Raw genomic sequence first — 17,332 nt, forward strand, 5'->3', positions numbered from 1 at the left:
ATGGACAAGCCGATGACGGAGTCAGTGGAAAGCCCCGTGCCAGCGCAGGGCACGGAAGAGCCGTCAGGCGCCGAGGACCGGCGACGGCGGCACGGCGTGCACGCCGACACCTGCGACCGCATCCGGGACATGATCGTCCACGGCGACCTGGCCTCGGGCGAGCGCATCAACGAGATGGATCTGTGCGAGGTGCTCGGTGTCTCGCGCACGCCCATCCGGGAGGCCTTGAAGGTGCTGGCGGCCGAAGGCCTGGTCGAGCTGCTGCCCAATCGGGGGTCGCGCGTGACCACCCCTTCGACCGATGAGATCGTCAACCTGTTCGCCGTGATCGCGGCGCTGGAGCGGCTGGCGGTGGAGACCGTGACGCTGGAGGCCTCTGAGCAGGCCCTGGCAGGCTTGCGCGAACTGCACGACGAAATGCTGCAACGGTTTGCCGAGCAGGACCGCGACCGCTACTTCGAACTCAATCACCGCATCCACGAAACCATCATCGCGATGGCGGGCAACCCGCAGCTCAGCCGCACCCATGCCGACCTGATGACACGCGCCCGGCGCCCGCGCTTCGTCGCGATCACGACCGATGGGCGCTGGGAAGAATCGGTCAAGGAACATGAGCTCGTGATGTCGGCCATGGAATTGCGCGACGCGCGCTTCGCCGGCGAAATCCTCTTTCGACATGTCCTGAAGACGGGAACCGCCTACATCCAGTCACTGGCCCCCGTCGCACAGAACTAACCCCTGCCGAAAAGGACTTTCCCGATGCGATTGCTGGCTTTCATGGACGACACCGTTGGCCGCCCCGCCCTGGGCGCCCGGGACGGCGACACGGTCATCCACCTCACGGCCGAAGGACACCCGTCAACGCTCGATGCACTGCTGCTTCTCGGGAACGAGGGCCTGGACCGGATCCGGGCCACGATCGCAGGCAAGCCTCGCCACCGCATCCCGCTCGATCGGATCACCTGGCTGCCCCCGCTGCTCAATCCGTCGAAGGCGTTCGGCATCGGTCTGAACTACAGCGACCATGCCAGGGAAATCGGCGCCCCGCCTCCGCCCCACCCCGTGATCTTTCAGCGCTTTCCCTCCTCCTGGGTCGCACACGGGCAGGCGATGGTCCGATCCCAACTGTCCACCCAGTTCGACTACGAGGCGGAGCTGGTGGTCGTGATAGGTCAGGCGGGCCGGAACATCCCTCGGGACCGCGCGCTCAAACACGTCGCGGGCTATTCCATCTTCAATGACGGCACCGTGCGCGACTACCAGGCGCGCTCCCACCAGTGGTTGTGGGGCAAGAACTTCGACGCCAGCGGTGGCTTCGGCCCCGAGTTCGTCACGGCCGACGAGCTGCCGCCGGGCGCCAGGGGCTTGAATATCCAGTGCCGGCTCAACAGCCAGCTGCTGCAGGACGGCAATACCCGCGACATGATCTTCGATGTGGCCACACTGGTATCGGCCTGCTCCGAGGGCATCGGGTTGCGCCCGGGCGACATGATCATCACCGGCACACCTGCCGGCGTGGGTTTTGTGCGTCAACCACCGGTCTGGATGCGGCCCGGCGATGTGTGCGAGGTGGAAATCGAAGGCATCGGAACGCTGGTCAATCCCATCAGGGCTGAGGCCTGAGCAAGCTCACACTGCTCGTACGTGGTCGACCAGCTCATCTCGACATTGCCCTGCACTCGAGAGCGGGCCATGCCCCTTTTTTGAGCATCGCTCGCATCGCCAGGCGGGCCGCGGCCTGCGGCAGTTGTCCCAGGGGTTGTCCACACCCTTGGGCACAGCAGCTGTGAGCAACCCTCGAAGCTTCGGAGAATTAAAGTGATAGTAGCTGCCAAAAAGTAGCTGCAAGCTATGCAAATGGCACCAAGATGCAATAAACTGGCCTGCCACCCTCTGCGTGACTGGCTCTCACAATGCTGACTAGCTCCACTTTTCTGACGCTCAGGTCGACGCAACGGGTCACATGAGCGCTGACCAAAACCCGCATTTGGGCGCGCGGCAACGAGAGAAGCCCCATATCCAGTGCTTCTTGGACTGGGCCCACGAGCGAGGCCAAACGACCACTGCTCAACAGTTGCTTAAGCTGATCGGAAACCTGGACATCGAGCAAGCCTTGGGCTCGACCCTGGCGTTCTTGACTCACCCGGAAACGGCTCACGCCCTTCGCACCTGGTCAGACAGAACCACGCTTTATCCACTCCTGTCTCTCGCAGAGGAACTGGCCGTATCGCCACAGTTGGTACGGCCCCTCCCCACGGGAGCCAAGACCAAAAAGTTCTTTCGCGGCACCCTGGAAGAGCATTACCTGTCGGCACAGATTGCCTCTCAGCTGAGCAGTCGACTTGCACCAGATGAAGTCCACCGTCTCCATCGCTTCCGTGTCTGGTTGTTCGCAATAGCTTACGAGGCCTTGCTGGCCGGGTTCCTTGGTGAGGCTTCGCTCAGAACCATTTGCACGCAGTTACGAATTGGCCTCGAAGCGCAGAGCCTCCAAGGTGGAAACACCAGAGACACGGCTGAGCAGCTGGCAAAACTGCGCTGGTTCGTGGATACAGCTCCTGCCGACCGCAACTTCAATGCGAAGTTCGGGCAGTACACGATTGCGCTGCGCGCCCAGCTCGATGTTCATGAGACCCACAGCGATGACAGCCTGATTACGACCAGGAATGCACTGCATCGCCTCATCAATGGCGAGTACAGGCTCCTCGAATCCCGAAATACGGCGGGCAGTCAAGGCGGCGCCTACTTCGTCGCCCGCAACTCAAACCCGCGAACCGACCCTGTCTCGGCCACGTCCTATCAGCTGGCCGTGGAGTCACTTGACGTCTGTGAACTGACCACTAATCCCAAAGAATCAGATTGCCGACTTCTCAAGGTTCAAGTCGAAGAGCCAACAGCGGCAAGGGAACTCCATGCTGTCTCCAGGCGCCTTGCCCTGCAGAAGGAAGAAGATCGACAGTACCTAGACATCAGCTGGACTCAGTTGAGCCCCTGGGAGAAGGACAAGCTCAGCCAATTGATTGAGCAAGGCCTGAAGTCATCCCAGCACGAGGAACAACTGCTCGCGGCCCTGACCATCGTGGCCCTTGTAACCAAGCTGTCAATGCGCGCTCTGGGACATGTTCGATTCGCACACTGCCTCAAGGGGGACGATTCCGATGACAAGTTGGTTTGGGTACTCGATCTCAGAAACCGAACTCTGACTCGCCCTGCGTCAAGACATGTCAACGCAGCTCCAAGAACGCCTGAATTGACGCCGTGGACAGCAGAAATCAGTGAGGAGTGGGTTCTGCAGTTGAGCTTCGAGGTGGTGACCCCCATGTCCAAAGCGTGGGCTAAGAATCCCGGAGCGAGTTCGTTGGCCGAGATCTTCCCCGGATCCCCGGAAAGCGCGTTCAACCATTGGACCAAGTCTTCGCGCGACCTTTGGCGTGTTTCTTCGGGCTTCCTGACAATTGCCGGGGAACAGCAGGCCTTCGAAGCTACCGGCGATTCGACCTTTGCACGACTGCTGCTGAATTGGCCGTCGTCCTTGACGTCAGGACCCATGGCATACCCCGGCTGGAACCGCGCCGCAGTTGCAACCGGCCTGCAGAGCATAGCGCCAGCGCATGTGACCGCCCTGACGTCGCTTCCAGATGTGGTCAACGCCATGGGAAGCCGGCTGAACTTGATCGACGACTTGATCGCCAAGGAGATCAGGCGCGCGAACGAACGCATCGTTGAAATCGCTGCTATCGACGATTGGGTAGCTTTCCACAACGCATTCACCACCTACTGCGTCACCCTGCTCTTAGTTTGCACAGGCGCCAGGCCCGCGCGTTCGGTGTTTGAACGCTTGCCGCATTTCGACCTGTCGCGCGGACGTGTGTTCTTGGACGACAAGGCCTCGCTTGATGTGACTGGTGACAAGTGTGGCCGCATCATCCCGTTGCCACGCATCGCTGTAGATCTGCTTGAAGAACTGTATCTGCCGTACTTACGTAAGCTCCAAGCCCAACTGCATGATCTGTCGCATCCGTTGGCAGCGGACCTTCTGAGCGTCCTTGGTCCGAACGCCAACCCGAGGATTCCCCTCTTCTTTCGACTCAACTACTCCAACCCCACTGAATGGCTGGAGATGACCGAGAGCGCGCTGACCAACCGGCGGATCTTCGACTGGCCATTGCCCGCGAACGCGTTTCGCCATCGTATGGCAACGTCCCTTCGGCAAGCGAGGCTGAGCGCCGAACTTGTTGATGCGCACCTGGGGCACGCGGAAGCTGGAACAGAAACGTTCAGCGACCTCTCAACTCGCTGCTGGATTGATGAAGAAGCCTACTGGAGGGAGTGCGTCGAGTTGGCGCTTGCGCCACTCAGCCTCACACTGCCGAGGCTGCGCTTTCCCGACGTGACCACCCACCCACCCACAGGCACACACCCCAAAACTGATAGCAAGGCTTTTGGTGCTGAGCTTCGTAAGCTTCATCGGACAGAAGCCGCCAGCGCGGCGCGCGAAGAGGCCAACCAAATCTTCGACGCCTTCAAGCGCGAGGCAAAGGATCTGGCCTCGGTCACACCAGAGCAGTGGGAGGCGCTGCGCGATGCGATCGTTTTCGATGAGAACGGCAACGCCAGAAGCTCTGCTATCAGTCGCTACTCCGCGTTTCAGACGCGGCTCGATCGCCTACATCGAGATCTCGGGATCAAAGTAAGCGTTCGCACGTGGGTGCTCCCCCAGAAGCCTGGCAAGGCTGCATTCGGTGCAGCTGCATTGCAGGCCCCTGAGAGGATTGTCGCGGTCCGTGAGGCGCTTGATCAATCATATGAGGCGCTCGATGGCACCGTTCCTTCCAGACTGGCATGCACTTGGCTCTGTATTGCGGATGTTGCAGTGAATGCCGGAGTCAGTGACCCGGAGATCCTGACCTGCATAGCCAACGCGCACCATGAACGCATGGCGCTTCTGGTGAACAAGGCGGACGTCTATCTTGAGATCTGCCCAGTTGACCGGACCGTCGCTGATGGTCCGGTCAAGAGATTTCTCGTTCCCCCACGTGCCTTGCCGTTGCTCAGGACTCTGACCACCAAGCCTCTTACCAAAGTCTACAACCGCACCATCCGCAACGCCTTGACCGTCAGGCTTCTGCACAGCATGCAATTGGATGCAGCAGACGGCATTGACAAAGGTATCGTTTGGCTATGCCGTTGGGCGGATCACTACAACTGCCTACACCGGCCCGGCTTACAAGGCGGCGTAATGTCCGGACGAATTAGCTCATACTCGTTGGGCCGCTCGGATTTCGTCGCAGCGAGCCTTGGCCAACGTCTCGTTCAGGAAGAAGAATCAGCTGAGCATGCACGGCGTTCTGCTCCTTCGATCAACCAGAAGGATCAACATCCGGCGTGGCTTGCCTCTCGCCAAGCGCCCACGAAAACTGGGAAGCTCGATGCGCGATCGCTTCTAGGCAGCTTGCGCGCAACACTAGCCAGGTTTCACGGTAGGCGAAAAGGTTCGACCGTGATCGACACGCAATCTGGCGAGATAGGCTACACGAGAGCCAAAGCGGCTGCCAACATGCGTGAAGCCATTCGCAGCGCAGATGCCTGCGTACCCAGAAACATCCTGATCCTTGCGGATTGGGCCGTTCACTTGCTCACGCGCGGAGAAAACTACAAAAAGGAGTTGGAAGGCTCTTCTGTGGCTCGCTACCTGGATTCCCTGTCGGCCGGATTCCTCGCGCTGTCGCACACGATTGACATAACCGACGCTGATCAAGAAGAAGTCACGAACTTCTACCAGAATGTCATCGACCCCACGCTCGCGGACACCGAACATGACAGCGAGGCTAAACACAAGAAGGCACAGCAGTACGTTCTTGATCGGCTGGTTGAGTTTCACCGCTATGCCGAGCGCTATGGTGCAGTCGCCCCTTATTGGGACGAGATATCTGAAGGGTTGACCAACTCTGCTGTTTCGCCAGGATTCATCACACCCCAGGAGTACCGTCTAGCGCTCTCCCACCTGTGCCCTGTTCCTAACAACTCCGCTCCCACACCACTTCAACGGGCTTTCTTTCTGTTGTTGACTTATCGTTTCGGGCTTCGCGGGGCAGAGGCCACACATATTTCTGCGCGAAACTGGATAGAAGTGGCGGACTGCATTGTGCTGATCGTTGATCACCGGCACATAAAACTGAAAACTCCAGGGTCCCGTCGAAAGGTCCCCCTGATCTCTGCGCTCGATGCTCATGAGTTAGCGGTTGTTCACGCATGGTTTGCGTTCAGGCGCGGAAGCACGGATTTCTCCGCCAATGAGCGGCTCTTGGTGAATGTCGACGGTGAGTCAGCTGAAAGCGACCTGAGCGATTTGCGTACGCACGTAACCGCAGCACTGCGCTGGGCGACCAGAAACGACAAGATCAAGCTGCACCATGCAAGGCATTCATTGGCCAACATGGTCGGACTTCATCTTCTCCCCACTTCGCCCGATTGGGGTGTTGTTTGGGGGCATTGCATTGCCGACAGCGCGTTGCAGGCTGAACATGTGCGCAAACTGCTGCTCAGTAGAACGGAAACGACGCGTCGTGCCACCTGGGCGGTCTCGCGGATGTTGGGGCACAGCAGGCGGGAAACAACCTGCGCCAGCTACCTTCACTTCCTGCTGGATTGGAGCGGGGAGACAGCCCGTCGACAAGCAACGACCGCGTTCTCCAATGCTCCAAGGATCGACCTGCCTGACGTCACGTACCTCGACGCCGTACCTCGCGCATCTCAACCGTCGAGCGATAAAGTCACCGCACCGACAACCCAATACAGCCACACATGCGTGGAGGTTGCGGTCAAGTACCTGAGATCCCGATCACGTGGCCTGACCCCGTCACAGGCCGCCACAGGCACATTCGGCCGACTTGCTCCTGAGGTCTATGCGCAGCTTGAGGACCTGTTCGGGAAAGTCGGCGCCAGACTTGTTCCTCCTGGTTCTGGATTGAGTCCAGATCCGACCGAGCGCTTTGCGCGTCATCTTCCGAAGAGTCGATGGACCGTGCTGCTAAGGCTAGCCCAACAGTGCGATTCAAGGCAGTTACGTCTTCCGCTCGCCGCACTGGACCAAGTGTCCTCCAGCATGCAGTTGATGCTGGCCAAAGACAAACACTTCGAACACTTCAATTTGCTGATCAGTTGCCTCAACCTCTCCCCCGAGGACATCGCTATTCGAACCCCTTCGACCCCGAATGCGGCTATGGAGGCTCTTCTTGTGTCCAGTCGCCTTCAGGGTTTCCGTGAGCCGGCCGCTCCTGCGGACTCACGACCTCGCATTGGGTCCTATGAGAGCTTTGATGCTCGCGAACTGGCTTCGTATCGGCACCGATACTCTGTGCTGATACGCCCAAGCCCTCGCGGTGAGCTTTCGAATGGATTGGATCTGATGACCTTGTGGACGTGCCTTGTGGCCGCCGACATCTCTTACTGAAAGTCGACGAGTGGCACCTCGTAGAACTCTGGTAGACGCACTCTCTCCATGTGAACGAGTTGATATCCGATCTTCGCCCCGACCGCGACAACTTCAACACGAATCCGTACGAGCAGCGTGTTGGAGCCAATGTACTCACGCACTTGCGTCAGAAGCGGCTCAGGCGGCACGTCGCTTTCCTCGCCCTTTCCGATCGCGGCGACGAAGTTATCTGGCATTGGTTCGGGCCCATTTCCTGACCGGTCATCGCTGCCATTGAAGGAGATATTGGGCATCGCGAAGTCGACCTTGTGGCCCGAGATGGCCAGGCCATCGATCTGGCGCACCAAAGTGATTGGGCCGGCTGACTCCCATCTGCTTTCAGGTCTAGCCGCAATTCCGATAATTTCTAGGTTACCTGCAGGTGTAACAACCAAGCACTGCACCTGTTTGCCCGCGTTTGCACGTGCGAAGTTCAATGCAGGTGTTGCGACTGCATCTGCCACCAGCCCCTCCAGATCCAGGACGTCGTGGATGTCCAGCCCCCTCTTTGTTGTTTCGATCTCTGGCAACACATAGTCCGTATCCCCACGCATCATTGCCTCAAATGCCTCTGCTGGAATTACGACGACTTCGTCTGTAGGTTCTCGCAAGCTGTACTTCGCAGTAAAGCACTGTTCGCAAAAGCGCTCCACCACGGCCCGTCTCACGTCCTCTTGTAGCGACTCGCCAGCGGTCTGGGCCACAGACACGTACCGCGATGCCTGCTCCGAGTTTGGTAACTGGAGAATCGTCTCCTTCACCTCGTACGTAACGTTGTGTCCCAGCTTGTGGTGCACCTCAAGCAGCGAGTGCCTGATGCCCTCTGCGAGAGCGAAGATTTGCCTCGGGGCAGCGAGAAAGTGATCAGAGGTCGCTGACGCTAGCCCGCCACGAGACTGATCGAATTTACAAAAGAAGCGAGGGCCGAACGGAATGCGAATGTCCCGCTCGCCATCCACGATGGTTGGATTGGCGGTCAAGAGGTCATTTTGTTCAGACTCAAGGTGAGATGCTGATGGCTCGATGGTCATGTCTCGGTGCAGATGTGAGTGCGTCACTATTCATAGCGGACACTGCACTGAAAACTTGAGCATCCGATCAATCTGTTACTTTATTGCGAGCTTTTGATGCCACTGACAACTTGAGGATTCTCGATAGATCGAAGACCAGGCGTGCGAGACGCGGCCCAGGCAGGCATTTCAGGGAGTCGACTTCGCAACGCTTGTCATCGCCAACTACGGAGACTCTGACATGACGCCCTCTACCCCGCCACGCCGCTTCTCGATGATCCGCGGCTTTCATCTGGCCGACTTCATCACACTGGGCAATGCCGCCTGCGGAGTTTTGTCGGTGTTCCTGGCGATGATGTACATGGCCAGCGGCTCGCTCACACACTTTCTGCTGTCGGCCGCAATGACACCGCTGGCCTTCGTCTTCGACGTCTTCGACGGCAAGGTGGCGCGCTGGCGCCACCAGCATTCGCCGCTGGGCCGCGAACTCGATTCGCTGGCCGACGTCATCTCCTTCGGCGTCGGCCCGGCAGCGCTGGGCTTCGCCGCGGGGCTGCAGAGCGGTTGGGACATCGTCATCCTGTGCTACTTCGTCTGCTGCGGCGTCAGCCGGTTGGCGCGCTTCAACGTCACGGCCGAACACCTGACCACCGACTCGGGCAAGGTGGCCTACTTTGAAGGCACGCCGATCCCCACCAGCGTGATCCTCACTGCGGTGCTGTCATGGGCCGCCTGGCAGGGTGCGCTGGGTGCGCAACTATGGGGCGGAGTGTGGCAACTCGGGCCCTGGCAGCTGCATCCCATGAGCGTGCTGTTCGCGCTGTCGGGCACGGCCATGATCAGCAAGACCCTGCGCATCCCCAAGTTCTGAAGGAGGCCCCAGCCTGGTAGCAGACTGGCCGATTTGTGCGCCCCCTTGGACCAATATCCTTGCGTTTAAGAATGCGGGCAAAGATTTACTTCGGGTAAGCCCACAGGTCCGGTTGGCCAATTCCAATAATGATGCTAAACCGTATGGAATAGAGCTCCAAACAGCAGAACGGACCGATCAATGTCGATCAAAAGGGTGCCGGCGAGACGAGCACCCCAACCGGCCCAGGGCCGTGGTACACGGCTTCACTGGTGGCAGCGACGCGCACGACCCACCATTCACCTCTCTGCTCCACCACGTATGCATTGACGGGAAGCTCCAGCACCATCTCCACTGGAAAGGGAAGCCCAGCCGCTGGCCGCCAGCGCGCAGTCGGGCGCCTACCCCAACAAGCCGATCCAGGTGGTCGTGCCCTTCCCTGCTGGCGGCATCGTGGACAACGTGACGCGAAAGCTCGGCACCGAACTCAGCGCCAGCATGGGCCAGTCCCTGGTGGTGGAGAACAAGGCCGGCGCCGGCGGCTCCATCGGCGCGGCCCAGGTCGCGCGTTCCAAGGCGGACGGCTACACCCTGCTGACCGCCTTCGACACGCACGCCGTCAACCCGCTGCTTTACAAGCTCACCTTCGACTCCGACAAAGACCTCAAGCCGATCGCGCTGATCGCCACATCGCCCCTGGTGCTGGTCGTGCACCCCTCGGTGCCGGCCAAGAGCCTGCGTGAACTCGTGGACCTGGCCAAGGCCAAGCCCGACACGCTGCACTACGCCTCCACCGGCGCAGGCAGCTCCAACCACCTCACCACCGAACTTTTCAAAGCCACCTCGGGCACCGCGTTCAACCACGTGCCCTACAAGGGTGGTGCGCCGGCCATCACCGACGTGCTCGGTGGGCAGGTGCAGGTGATGTTCGTCAGCGTCACCTCGGTGCTGGCCCATATTCGCGCCGGCAAGATGCGCGCGCTGGCCGTGACCTCGCGCGAGCGAATCCCCGCGCTGCCCGACGTGCCCACCGTGAACGACAGCTACCCCGGCTTCGAGGCCCATTCCTGGGTCGGTCTGCTCGCACCCGCAGGTGTGCCCGCCGACGTGGTCAGCAAGCTCAACGGCGGTGTGAACGCGGCGCTGAAGTCACCCGAGTTTCAGAAATTCCTCGACGAACAATCGCTCAAATCCGCAGGTGGCACGCCCGAACAGTTCGCCAACTTCATGCATGCCGAGACCCAGAAATGGGGCGAGGTCATCAAGCGCCAGAACATTCAGGTGGAGTAAAGGTTCCCATCAACACGGCGGCCTTTACCACCCGGCCTGTTCTCGAACAATCGCTGCCGGTTCTCGAGGTGTTGCACGGTAACGAGCAGCTTGTGAATGGCGACAGCGCCTATACGAGCTGGATATGCAGTTGATAGACGCGCTGCACGGCGGTGGAGCGCTTGGCATTCTAGGGGTTGGTCATGCCCCAAGGCTACCAGCCTAGGGCTTAGGCCAAGGGCTGCCAGCGATGCGGCAGCAGCTCGCCGATCTGACTGGCGCGCTGCATGGGCAGGCCCACGCCCCCAGACTGATCGCAGCGCCAACGACGAGCCAAGCTATCTGCCTTTCAAGCGATGGGGAAGCTGATTTGTGCTGGTCAGTCACATCGCGTATCGAGACAGTCTTGGGCTCATGGCATAAACCAGTCCAAGTTTTCGTCCGCACCCCCACTGGGTCGGTTTTCAGTGGAAGACAACAACTTTCGACCTTTTGCGGTGATTGGCAGTATTGCTCCTTAAAACCTATCCAATCTGTCTTCCGAATCCAACTGCACGATGTGACTTAAATCACGACTTTTCCGCTTGATTGATTTGGGGGGGCCGGGCAGGACCAAGACTGCGTCCGAGGCCGTCGCAATGGAGGAAAGCGGCGTGCCGTCGGCTTTCCACGCAGGCGCGGCCGTTCTCAGCCATACCACCTCGGTGCGCACGGCGAGGAGATGCCCATCCCGCCACGCGTAGGAATGTCGCCCGCCCATGGAGCGTATGAGCGAGATAGACGAAATTCTTGTGGTCGAACTTGAAGATGCGGTAGCGGTTGCCGAACTCATCTTAGAGCGCGACCACGATCCGTGTATGGAACTACCTCCAGGCAGTCCAAGAATTCGTCCGCACCCCGATTTTTCTGTCTACAGCCACCCCGTATCGTGCTGTCAAATGGTTATGGTTCTATCATTGAGCCGATCAACCACTTTCGCGTTTATAACGTGGTCACTCGATCATCCCCCTCCCCTACACCCGACGACCATGATGCCGTCTTCCGCCCAATTCGTTCGCCTCGTGCGTTTGAGGAAATCGCAGCGCAGATCCGAAGTCAGCTCGCCGAGGGCAAGCTTCGCGTTGGCAATCGGCTGCCATCAGAACGCGCACTTGCCGAGCAGTTTGGCGTATCGCGCAACACGTTGCGCGAAGCGTTGCGATCGCTGGAGCACGCGGGACTTCTAAGGCTGCAGAAAGGCGCCACAGGCGGCGCTTTCATCACTGAGGTCAGCGGTGACACGATTGCCACGGGGTTGCTGGACATGTTTCACAGCGGCAGCATACAGGCGGCCCAATTGACGGAGGCCCGCATCTGGCTGGAGTCGATCGTGGTGCGCGAGGCTTGCCAGCGAGCCACGCCCGAGCAGATAGAGCAGTTGCGTGAGAACGTGCGTGATTCGGAGGAGGCCAACGAACGTGGTGACCTGGCTACCCGTGCCGAGGTGAACCTGGAGTTCCATCGCATCCTCACGCGCATGACGGGCAACCCGGTGATGGTGATCGTCATGGACAGCGTGCTGGGCGTACTGAGGCATTTCGTCGTGACCATCGGCCCCTACGAGAATTCCTTCGTATTGCCCTCTCGCAAGCGTTTCATCAAGCTGCTGGAGGCGCGCGACGCACCTGGCGCTGTAGCGGAGATGGAGGCCAGCCTCAAGCGGCTTCAACGCAGCTATCTCTCACACGCCAAGGAAGCGGCCCCAGTCACGACCGCCAGGCCACTTTCGGTGGACACATCACAGCCGCCAACGCGAGCACGCGGCAGCGGTCCTCGCAAAATGGGCTGAGCGCAATCGTTGCGCCGGGCATAGCCCAACTTTGAAGACGGCGGCCCGGTCGGGTGCGCCGTTTTTTTGTCCCTCACCCAAACCACCGGCTGCGCCCCGCCGGGCGCGCCACTGCGCGCCCGGCGTCTCCGGCTGCTCGAACAGTTCCCCGGTGCGGAATAGGGGTTTGCGCACCCTCGCATCGCATCTTATAATGGTTCAACCATTGATAGGAGTAGCCATGTTCAATCAGCAAAGCATTAATGCGTTGCCCGTCCATCAAAGCACCCCTGGCACCGGGGCACCCGCGCTGCAAGGGCTTCGAGTCGTCGATTTCACGCACTTCATCGCAGGGCCTCTGGCCACCCAGAACCTCGCTGACTTCGGCGCTTCCGTTGTCAAGGTCGAAGCCCCCGAGCGTGGGGACGACTTCCGGCACTACCCGACCGTTGATCCTGAGATCCCTGCTCAGGGTGGGCCTTTCCTCTGGGCCAACCGCAACAAGCAAAGCCTCGGCCTGGACATGAAGAGCGAGGCCGGATTGGCGGTGGCGAAGGAACTCATCGCCCAAGCCGACGTGCTCGTTGAAAACTTTTCCAGCGGTGTGATGGACCGATTCGGCCTGGACTACGCCACCTGCGCAAAGCTCAACCCGCGCCTCGTCTACTGCTCCATTTCTGCCTATGGGCGCGAGGGCGCCTCCGCCGACCGCCTCGGGTTTGACCCGATCGCACAGGCAGAGAGCGGCTTCATCTCAATGAACGGATACAACGACCGCCAGGGTGTTCGCACGGGCGCTGCCGTGATGGACGTGGCCACCGCGATGTCAGCGACCAACGCGATCCTGCTCGCACTGATGGCCAGGAACCGTGACGGTGTCGGGCAGAAAGTGGAGGTGGCCCTGTTCGACACGGCCATTGTGATGACCGGGTACGGTGCCATGCAGCACCTGACCACGGGCCACGAGCCGCGTCGCAACGGCAACGTCAGCCCCGACACCTGCCCCTCAGGCGTGTTTGAGTCGAAAGACAAGCCCTTCTACATCAACTGCGGCAATGACAAGATCTTTCAGCGCCTGTTCGAGCAGGTTCTGGCGCGCCCCGACCTGGCCAACGACCCAGTGCTGTCCCAGCGAGCCAAACGACTCGAGCATCGCGAACGCATCTTCCAGGTGATGAACGAGGCCTTTGCGAAACAGCCCTGGAGCCACTGGGCGCCGCTTTTGCGCGCGGCCAACGTCCCGCACGGTCAGGTGCGCACCTTGGGCGAGGCCCTTGCGTCGGACGAAGCACGTTCGCGCGGCTTGGTGACGCGTATCGCTCACCCGGTGAAGGGATGGATCCCCAACATCGCCAACCCGTTGCGCCTGGAGCGCACGCCGTGCGTGCCACCAAAAGCCGCACCGGCCGTGGGACAACATACGCAGGCCGTGTTGCGCGATGCCCTGGGTTATGACGATGCTCGGATCGCCCGGCTTGAGGCCGAAGGCGCTTTCGGTGCAGCGGCGGCCGCACAGTCGCAGAAAGCCGCGGCATGACACGCCGCGTCGCCCTCATCGGCGCCAGCGCCATCCCCATCGGTCGCCACCAGACGGCCGATGAAGAAGCGTTGCAGGTGCTGGAGAACGAAATCATGACGCGCCTCATTGCCGAAGCAGTGCAGGACGCAGGGGTCTCCAAAGAGGACATCCAGAGCCTGGTATTCACGCTCCCCCGGCCTTACACGCGGCAGAAGTACTTCCACACTTTCCTCATTGGCCAACTGCGCCTGGCATGCCGCGGCAGCGTGATGGAGGTGATGGGCAACGGCATGACCGCGGCGCTGGCATTCGACAAGGCGTGCGACGAAATCTTGCTGGGCCGGTCAGAGGTTGCACTCGCACTCGGCATCAACATGGAAAGCGCCGTCTCCGCCGCCGAGCACATGATGAGCAGCATGCGCACCACGGGCGACGTGGACTTCCACACGTCAGCCGGTTTCACGCCCATCGCCTGGTACGCGATGGACGCCATGCGCTACATGCACGAACACGGCGCTACGCGCGAGCAGCTTGGCGCTGTTGCGGTGAAGAACCGCTACCACGCGTCGTTGAACCCGCTGGCGCAGTACCGCAAGCCCATCACGCTGGAAGAGGTGGTGTCGCAACGCCCGATCGTCGAGCCCTTGGGCTTGTACGACGTGCCCCCGCGCGGCGACGGCGCCGCCTGCCTGGTGCTGGCAAGCGAAGAAGTCGCCAAGTCGATTGGCCGGCCCTACGCATTGGTGCGCGGCCGCGGCTTCTACCACGATGGCTCGCACCAGATCAACGACGTGCCCAACGACATGATCGCCTTCGAATCCGCTGTGCGCGCCTCGAAGGACGCCTATGCCCAGGCGGGCATCACGGCTGCCGATCTCGACATTGCTGAGCTGTATGCGCCATGCACCATTGTCGAAGTGCTGGTCAGCGAAGCGCTTGGCCTGGTGCCGCGCGGTCAAGGTGCCCGCGCCGCTGCCGAAGGGGAAACACGGTTGGGAGGGCGCATTCCGGTGTCTACCTCGGGTGGCCTCACCTCGCGCGGCCACCCCGCCTACGTGACATCGCTCTACAACTACGTCGAGCTGGCCGCGCAGTTGCGTGGCCGCGCCGGCGAACGCCAGGTGAAAAACGCCCGCTTCGGTCTTTCAACGGGCGAGCTGGGCAACTACAACGCCGCCCTCGTCCACGTGCTGGAGGCCATGGCATGACACAGCTTCCCATCATCCCCACCACAGGTCTGCGCGCCTACCCCCCGCGCCGCTCGGCTTTCACGAAAACGTTCTGGGACGGCCTGTCGCAGGGTCAGTGGCAAACCACGTGCTGCGATGCCTGCGGAAAACAGACCTTCCCGCCGCGTCCCATCTGCCCGCATTGCTGGTCCGCCACGGTCAGCTGGTGCGCCTTGTCGCCGCGCGGCACGCTGTATTCGTGGACGCGCATCCATGCCGCACCCGCTGTGTTTGCGGCCGAGTCGCCCTATGCCGTTGGCATCGTCGACCTCGATGTCGGCATCCGTCTCGCGTGTCGCCTGACCGATGCGCTCGCCGGTGACTGGAAGCCAGGCACGGCCGTCGAGATGGCCGTGTTGCAGTACGAAGACGGACCGCTGTTCGCGGCCCGCCCCGCCACCCCCTGAAACCTCACTCAAGGAACACACCATGCGAGGCCTTTGCATTGAAGAGTTCGAGGTCGGCCGGGTCGACGAAAGCCGCGCCAGAACCATCACGGAGACCGATGTGGTCCAGTTCTCCTGGATCTCGGGCGATGTCAACCCCATGCACACCGACGCGGTGGCCAGCGCGAAATCACCGATCGGCCAACGCATTGCACACGGCGCACTGGGCCTGTCCGTGGTCACAGGCTTAAGTGCGAGCCTGGGCTACCTCGACGGCACCGCCGTGGCCGCTCTGAGCATCGACGAGTGGAAGTTTCTCAAACCGATTTTCTTCAACGACACGGTGCGCCTGCGCGCCACCGTCGTTGAAGCGCGCCCCACGTCCAAGCCCGACCGCGGCGTGCTCGTACGCCGCATGGAACTGCTGAACCAGCGCGACGAAGTCGTGCAGACCGGTCTGATGACCACCATGGTCCTCACTCGCACCGGCCGCGAAGCCGTCCTGACCAAACCCTGAATCCCCACATCCCGGAGCCAACCATGTCCCAATCCCTGATCAATACCACTGGCCTTACCGAAGAACAAAACATGATGCGCGAGGGCGTGCTCGATCTGCTGTCGCGCCACCTGCCCTGGGAAAAGGTGCGCCAGATGGACGAAGCGCGCGAGTTTCCACACGAGGCGTACAACGCCCTGGCCGAGGCCGGCTACCTCGGCTTGTTCTACCCCGAGGCGCTCGGAGGCATGGGCGGTTCCTACAAGGACATCGCCGTGATGCTGGAGACGCTTGGCTACTACTACACCGGCATCGCCCAGGCCGTCACCACGTCGGCGATCTACGCTGGCATGCACGTCGCGAAGTTTGGCTCCCCTGAGCTGAAACAGGAGATTGTTCCCAAGATCATCTCCGGCCAGGCCAAGCTGGCGCTGGGCATGTCCGAGCCGGGCACCGGCTCCGACGTGGCCGGCATCAAGACGTCCGCCGTGCGTGATGGTGACGAATACGTGATCAACGGCAACAAGGTGTGGATCACCTGCGCCCACGTGGCCGACTACATCGTGGCCATCGTCAAGACCGACACCCAGGCACGCCACAACGGCATCAGCACGATCCTGGTTCCGACCAAGACCCCCGGTGTGACGATCCGCCCGTTGTCCATGCTGGGCCGACGGACCAGCCACGCCAACGAGGTGTTTTTCGACAACGTGCGCGTGCCCGCAAACTATCTGTTCGGCGGCGAAGGCCAAGCCTGGAAGAACATCATGAACTGCCTGGGTCTCGAACGCCTGGGGCTGGCCGCCATTTCGGCTGGCCACTGCTTCAAGATCACCGAGTACGCGCGCGACTATGCGCGTGATCGCATCCAGTTCGGCAAACCGATCTCGCAGTTCCAGGTGATCCAGCACAAGCTCGCCGACATGGTGATCATGGCCGAGACGGCCCGCCAGATGACCTACCGCGTGGCCGACTTGCTGGACGCCGGCTCGCCAGTGGTGACGGAAGCTTCGATCGCCAAGATCGTCGCCACCGAAAACAACTTCAAGTGCGCGGATATCGGCATGCAGATCATGGGCGGCGCAGGCTACTCCAACGAGTACGACATGCAGATGTTCTTCCGCGACTCGCGCGTGGGGCCCATCGGCGGCGGCACCAGCGAGATCCAACGCAACATCATCGCCAAGCAACTGGCGCTCTGATGCCTGGTGGGGTGCAACGCTCCATGCGAAAAGGCCCGCCGATACCGGCGGGCCTTTTTTGTCTGTTCGCTCTGTGTTGGTGGCGCCAGC

General features: G+C 60.9%; 12 protein-coding genes. 11 read left to right on the top strand and 1 reads right to left on the bottom strand.

The window, feature by feature from the left end:
• The 3 genes from ABSY19_RS11945 (at position 1) to ABSY19_RS11955 (ending at position 7,453) form a co-directional block, all read left to right on the top strand.
• Positions 1-735 carry a GntR family transcriptional regulator gene (locus ABSY19_RS11945; protein WP_382162965.1) on the top strand — a complete coding sequence of 245 codons (735 nt, stop codon included), beginning with the start codon at positions 1-3 and terminating at the stop codon, positions 733-735.
• A 24-nt stretch (positions 736-759) separates the two neighbouring features.
• A complete protein-coding gene (locus ABSY19_RS11950; RefSeq protein WP_382162967.1) occupies positions 760-1,623 on the top strand; it encodes a fumarylacetoacetate hydrolase family protein in 864 nt (287 codons plus the stop codon).
• Positions 1,624-1,963: 340 nt separating this feature from the next.
• Positions 1,964-7,453 carry a hypothetical protein gene (locus ABSY19_RS11955; RefSeq protein WP_382162968.1) on the top strand — a complete coding sequence of 1,830 codons (5,490 nt, stop codon included), beginning with the start codon at positions 1,964-1,966 and terminating at the stop codon, positions 7,451-7,453.
• Here the strand turns inward: ABSY19_RS11955 and ABSY19_RS11960 are convergent.
• The gene (locus ABSY19_RS11960; RefSeq protein WP_382162969.1) at positions 7,447-8,505 is read right to left on the bottom strand and encodes a hypothetical protein; all 1,059 of its coding nucleotides are present in this window, start codon (positions 8,503-8,505) and stop codon (positions 7,447-7,449) included. The genes ABSY19_RS11955 and ABSY19_RS11960 overlap by 7 nt on opposite strands.
• A gap of 220 nt (positions 8,506-8,725) precedes the next feature.
• Here ABSY19_RS11960 and ABSY19_RS11965 point away from each other — a divergent pair, with 220 nt between their 5' ends.
• From ABSY19_RS11965 to ABSY19_RS12000, 8 genes are all read left to right on the top strand, one after another.
• A complete protein-coding gene (locus tag ABSY19_RS11965) occupies positions 8,726-9,355 on the top strand; it encodes a CDP-alcohol phosphatidyltransferase family protein (protein WP_382162971.1) in 630 nt (209 codons plus the stop codon).
• 408 nt (positions 9,356-9,763) lie between these two features.
• Complete coding sequence (locus ABSY19_RS11970; RefSeq protein ID WP_382162972.1) at positions 9,764-10,624, top strand: tripartite tricarboxylate transporter substrate binding protein; 861 nt, start codon at positions 9,764-9,766, stop codon at positions 10,622-10,624.
• Positions 10,625-11,531: 907 nt separating this feature from the next.
• Positions 11,532-12,431, top strand: a complete 900-nt coding sequence (locus ABSY19_RS11975) for a FadR/GntR family transcriptional regulator (RefSeq protein ID WP_382162973.1) — start codon at positions 11,532-11,534, stop codon at positions 12,429-12,431.
• 220 nt (positions 12,432-12,651) lie between these two features.
• The gene (locus ABSY19_RS11980; protein WP_382162975.1) at positions 12,652-13,947 is read left to right on the top strand and encodes a CaiB/BaiF CoA transferase family protein; all 1,296 of its coding nucleotides are present in this window, start codon (positions 12,652-12,654) and stop codon (positions 13,945-13,947) included.
• Positions 13,944-15,137 (top strand): thiolase family protein, encoded by a 1,194-nt coding sequence (locus ABSY19_RS11985; RefSeq protein WP_382162977.1) that lies wholly within the window; start codon positions 13,944-13,946, stop codon positions 15,135-15,137. The genes ABSY19_RS11980 and ABSY19_RS11985 overlap by 4 nt, the downstream gene beginning before the upstream one ends.
• The gene (locus ABSY19_RS11990) at positions 15,134-15,565 is read left to right on the top strand and encodes a Zn-ribbon domain-containing OB-fold protein (RefSeq protein WP_382162979.1); all 432 of its coding nucleotides are present in this window, start codon (positions 15,134-15,136) and stop codon (positions 15,563-15,565) included. Before ABSY19_RS11985 ends, ABSY19_RS11990 begins: the two co-directional genes overlap by 4 nt.
• Before the next feature lie 22 nt (positions 15,566-15,587).
• Positions 15,588-16,061, top strand: coding sequence for a MaoC/PaaZ C-terminal domain-containing protein (locus ABSY19_RS11995; protein WP_382162981.1), 474 nt, complete (start codon positions 15,588-15,590; stop codon positions 16,059-16,061).
• Positions 16,062-16,084: 23 nt separating this feature from the next.
• Positions 16,085-17,242, top strand: coding sequence for an acyl-CoA dehydrogenase family protein (locus ABSY19_RS12000; protein ID WP_382162983.1), 1,158 nt, complete (start codon positions 16,085-16,087; stop codon positions 17,240-17,242).
• The last annotated feature ends 90 nt before the right edge of the window (positions 17,243-17,332 follow it).

The organism is Hydrogenophaga sp. ANAO-22 (assembly GCF_042466645.1).
GTDB lineage: Bacteria > Pseudomonadota > Gammaproteobacteria > Burkholderiales > Burkholderiaceae_C > Hydrogenophaga.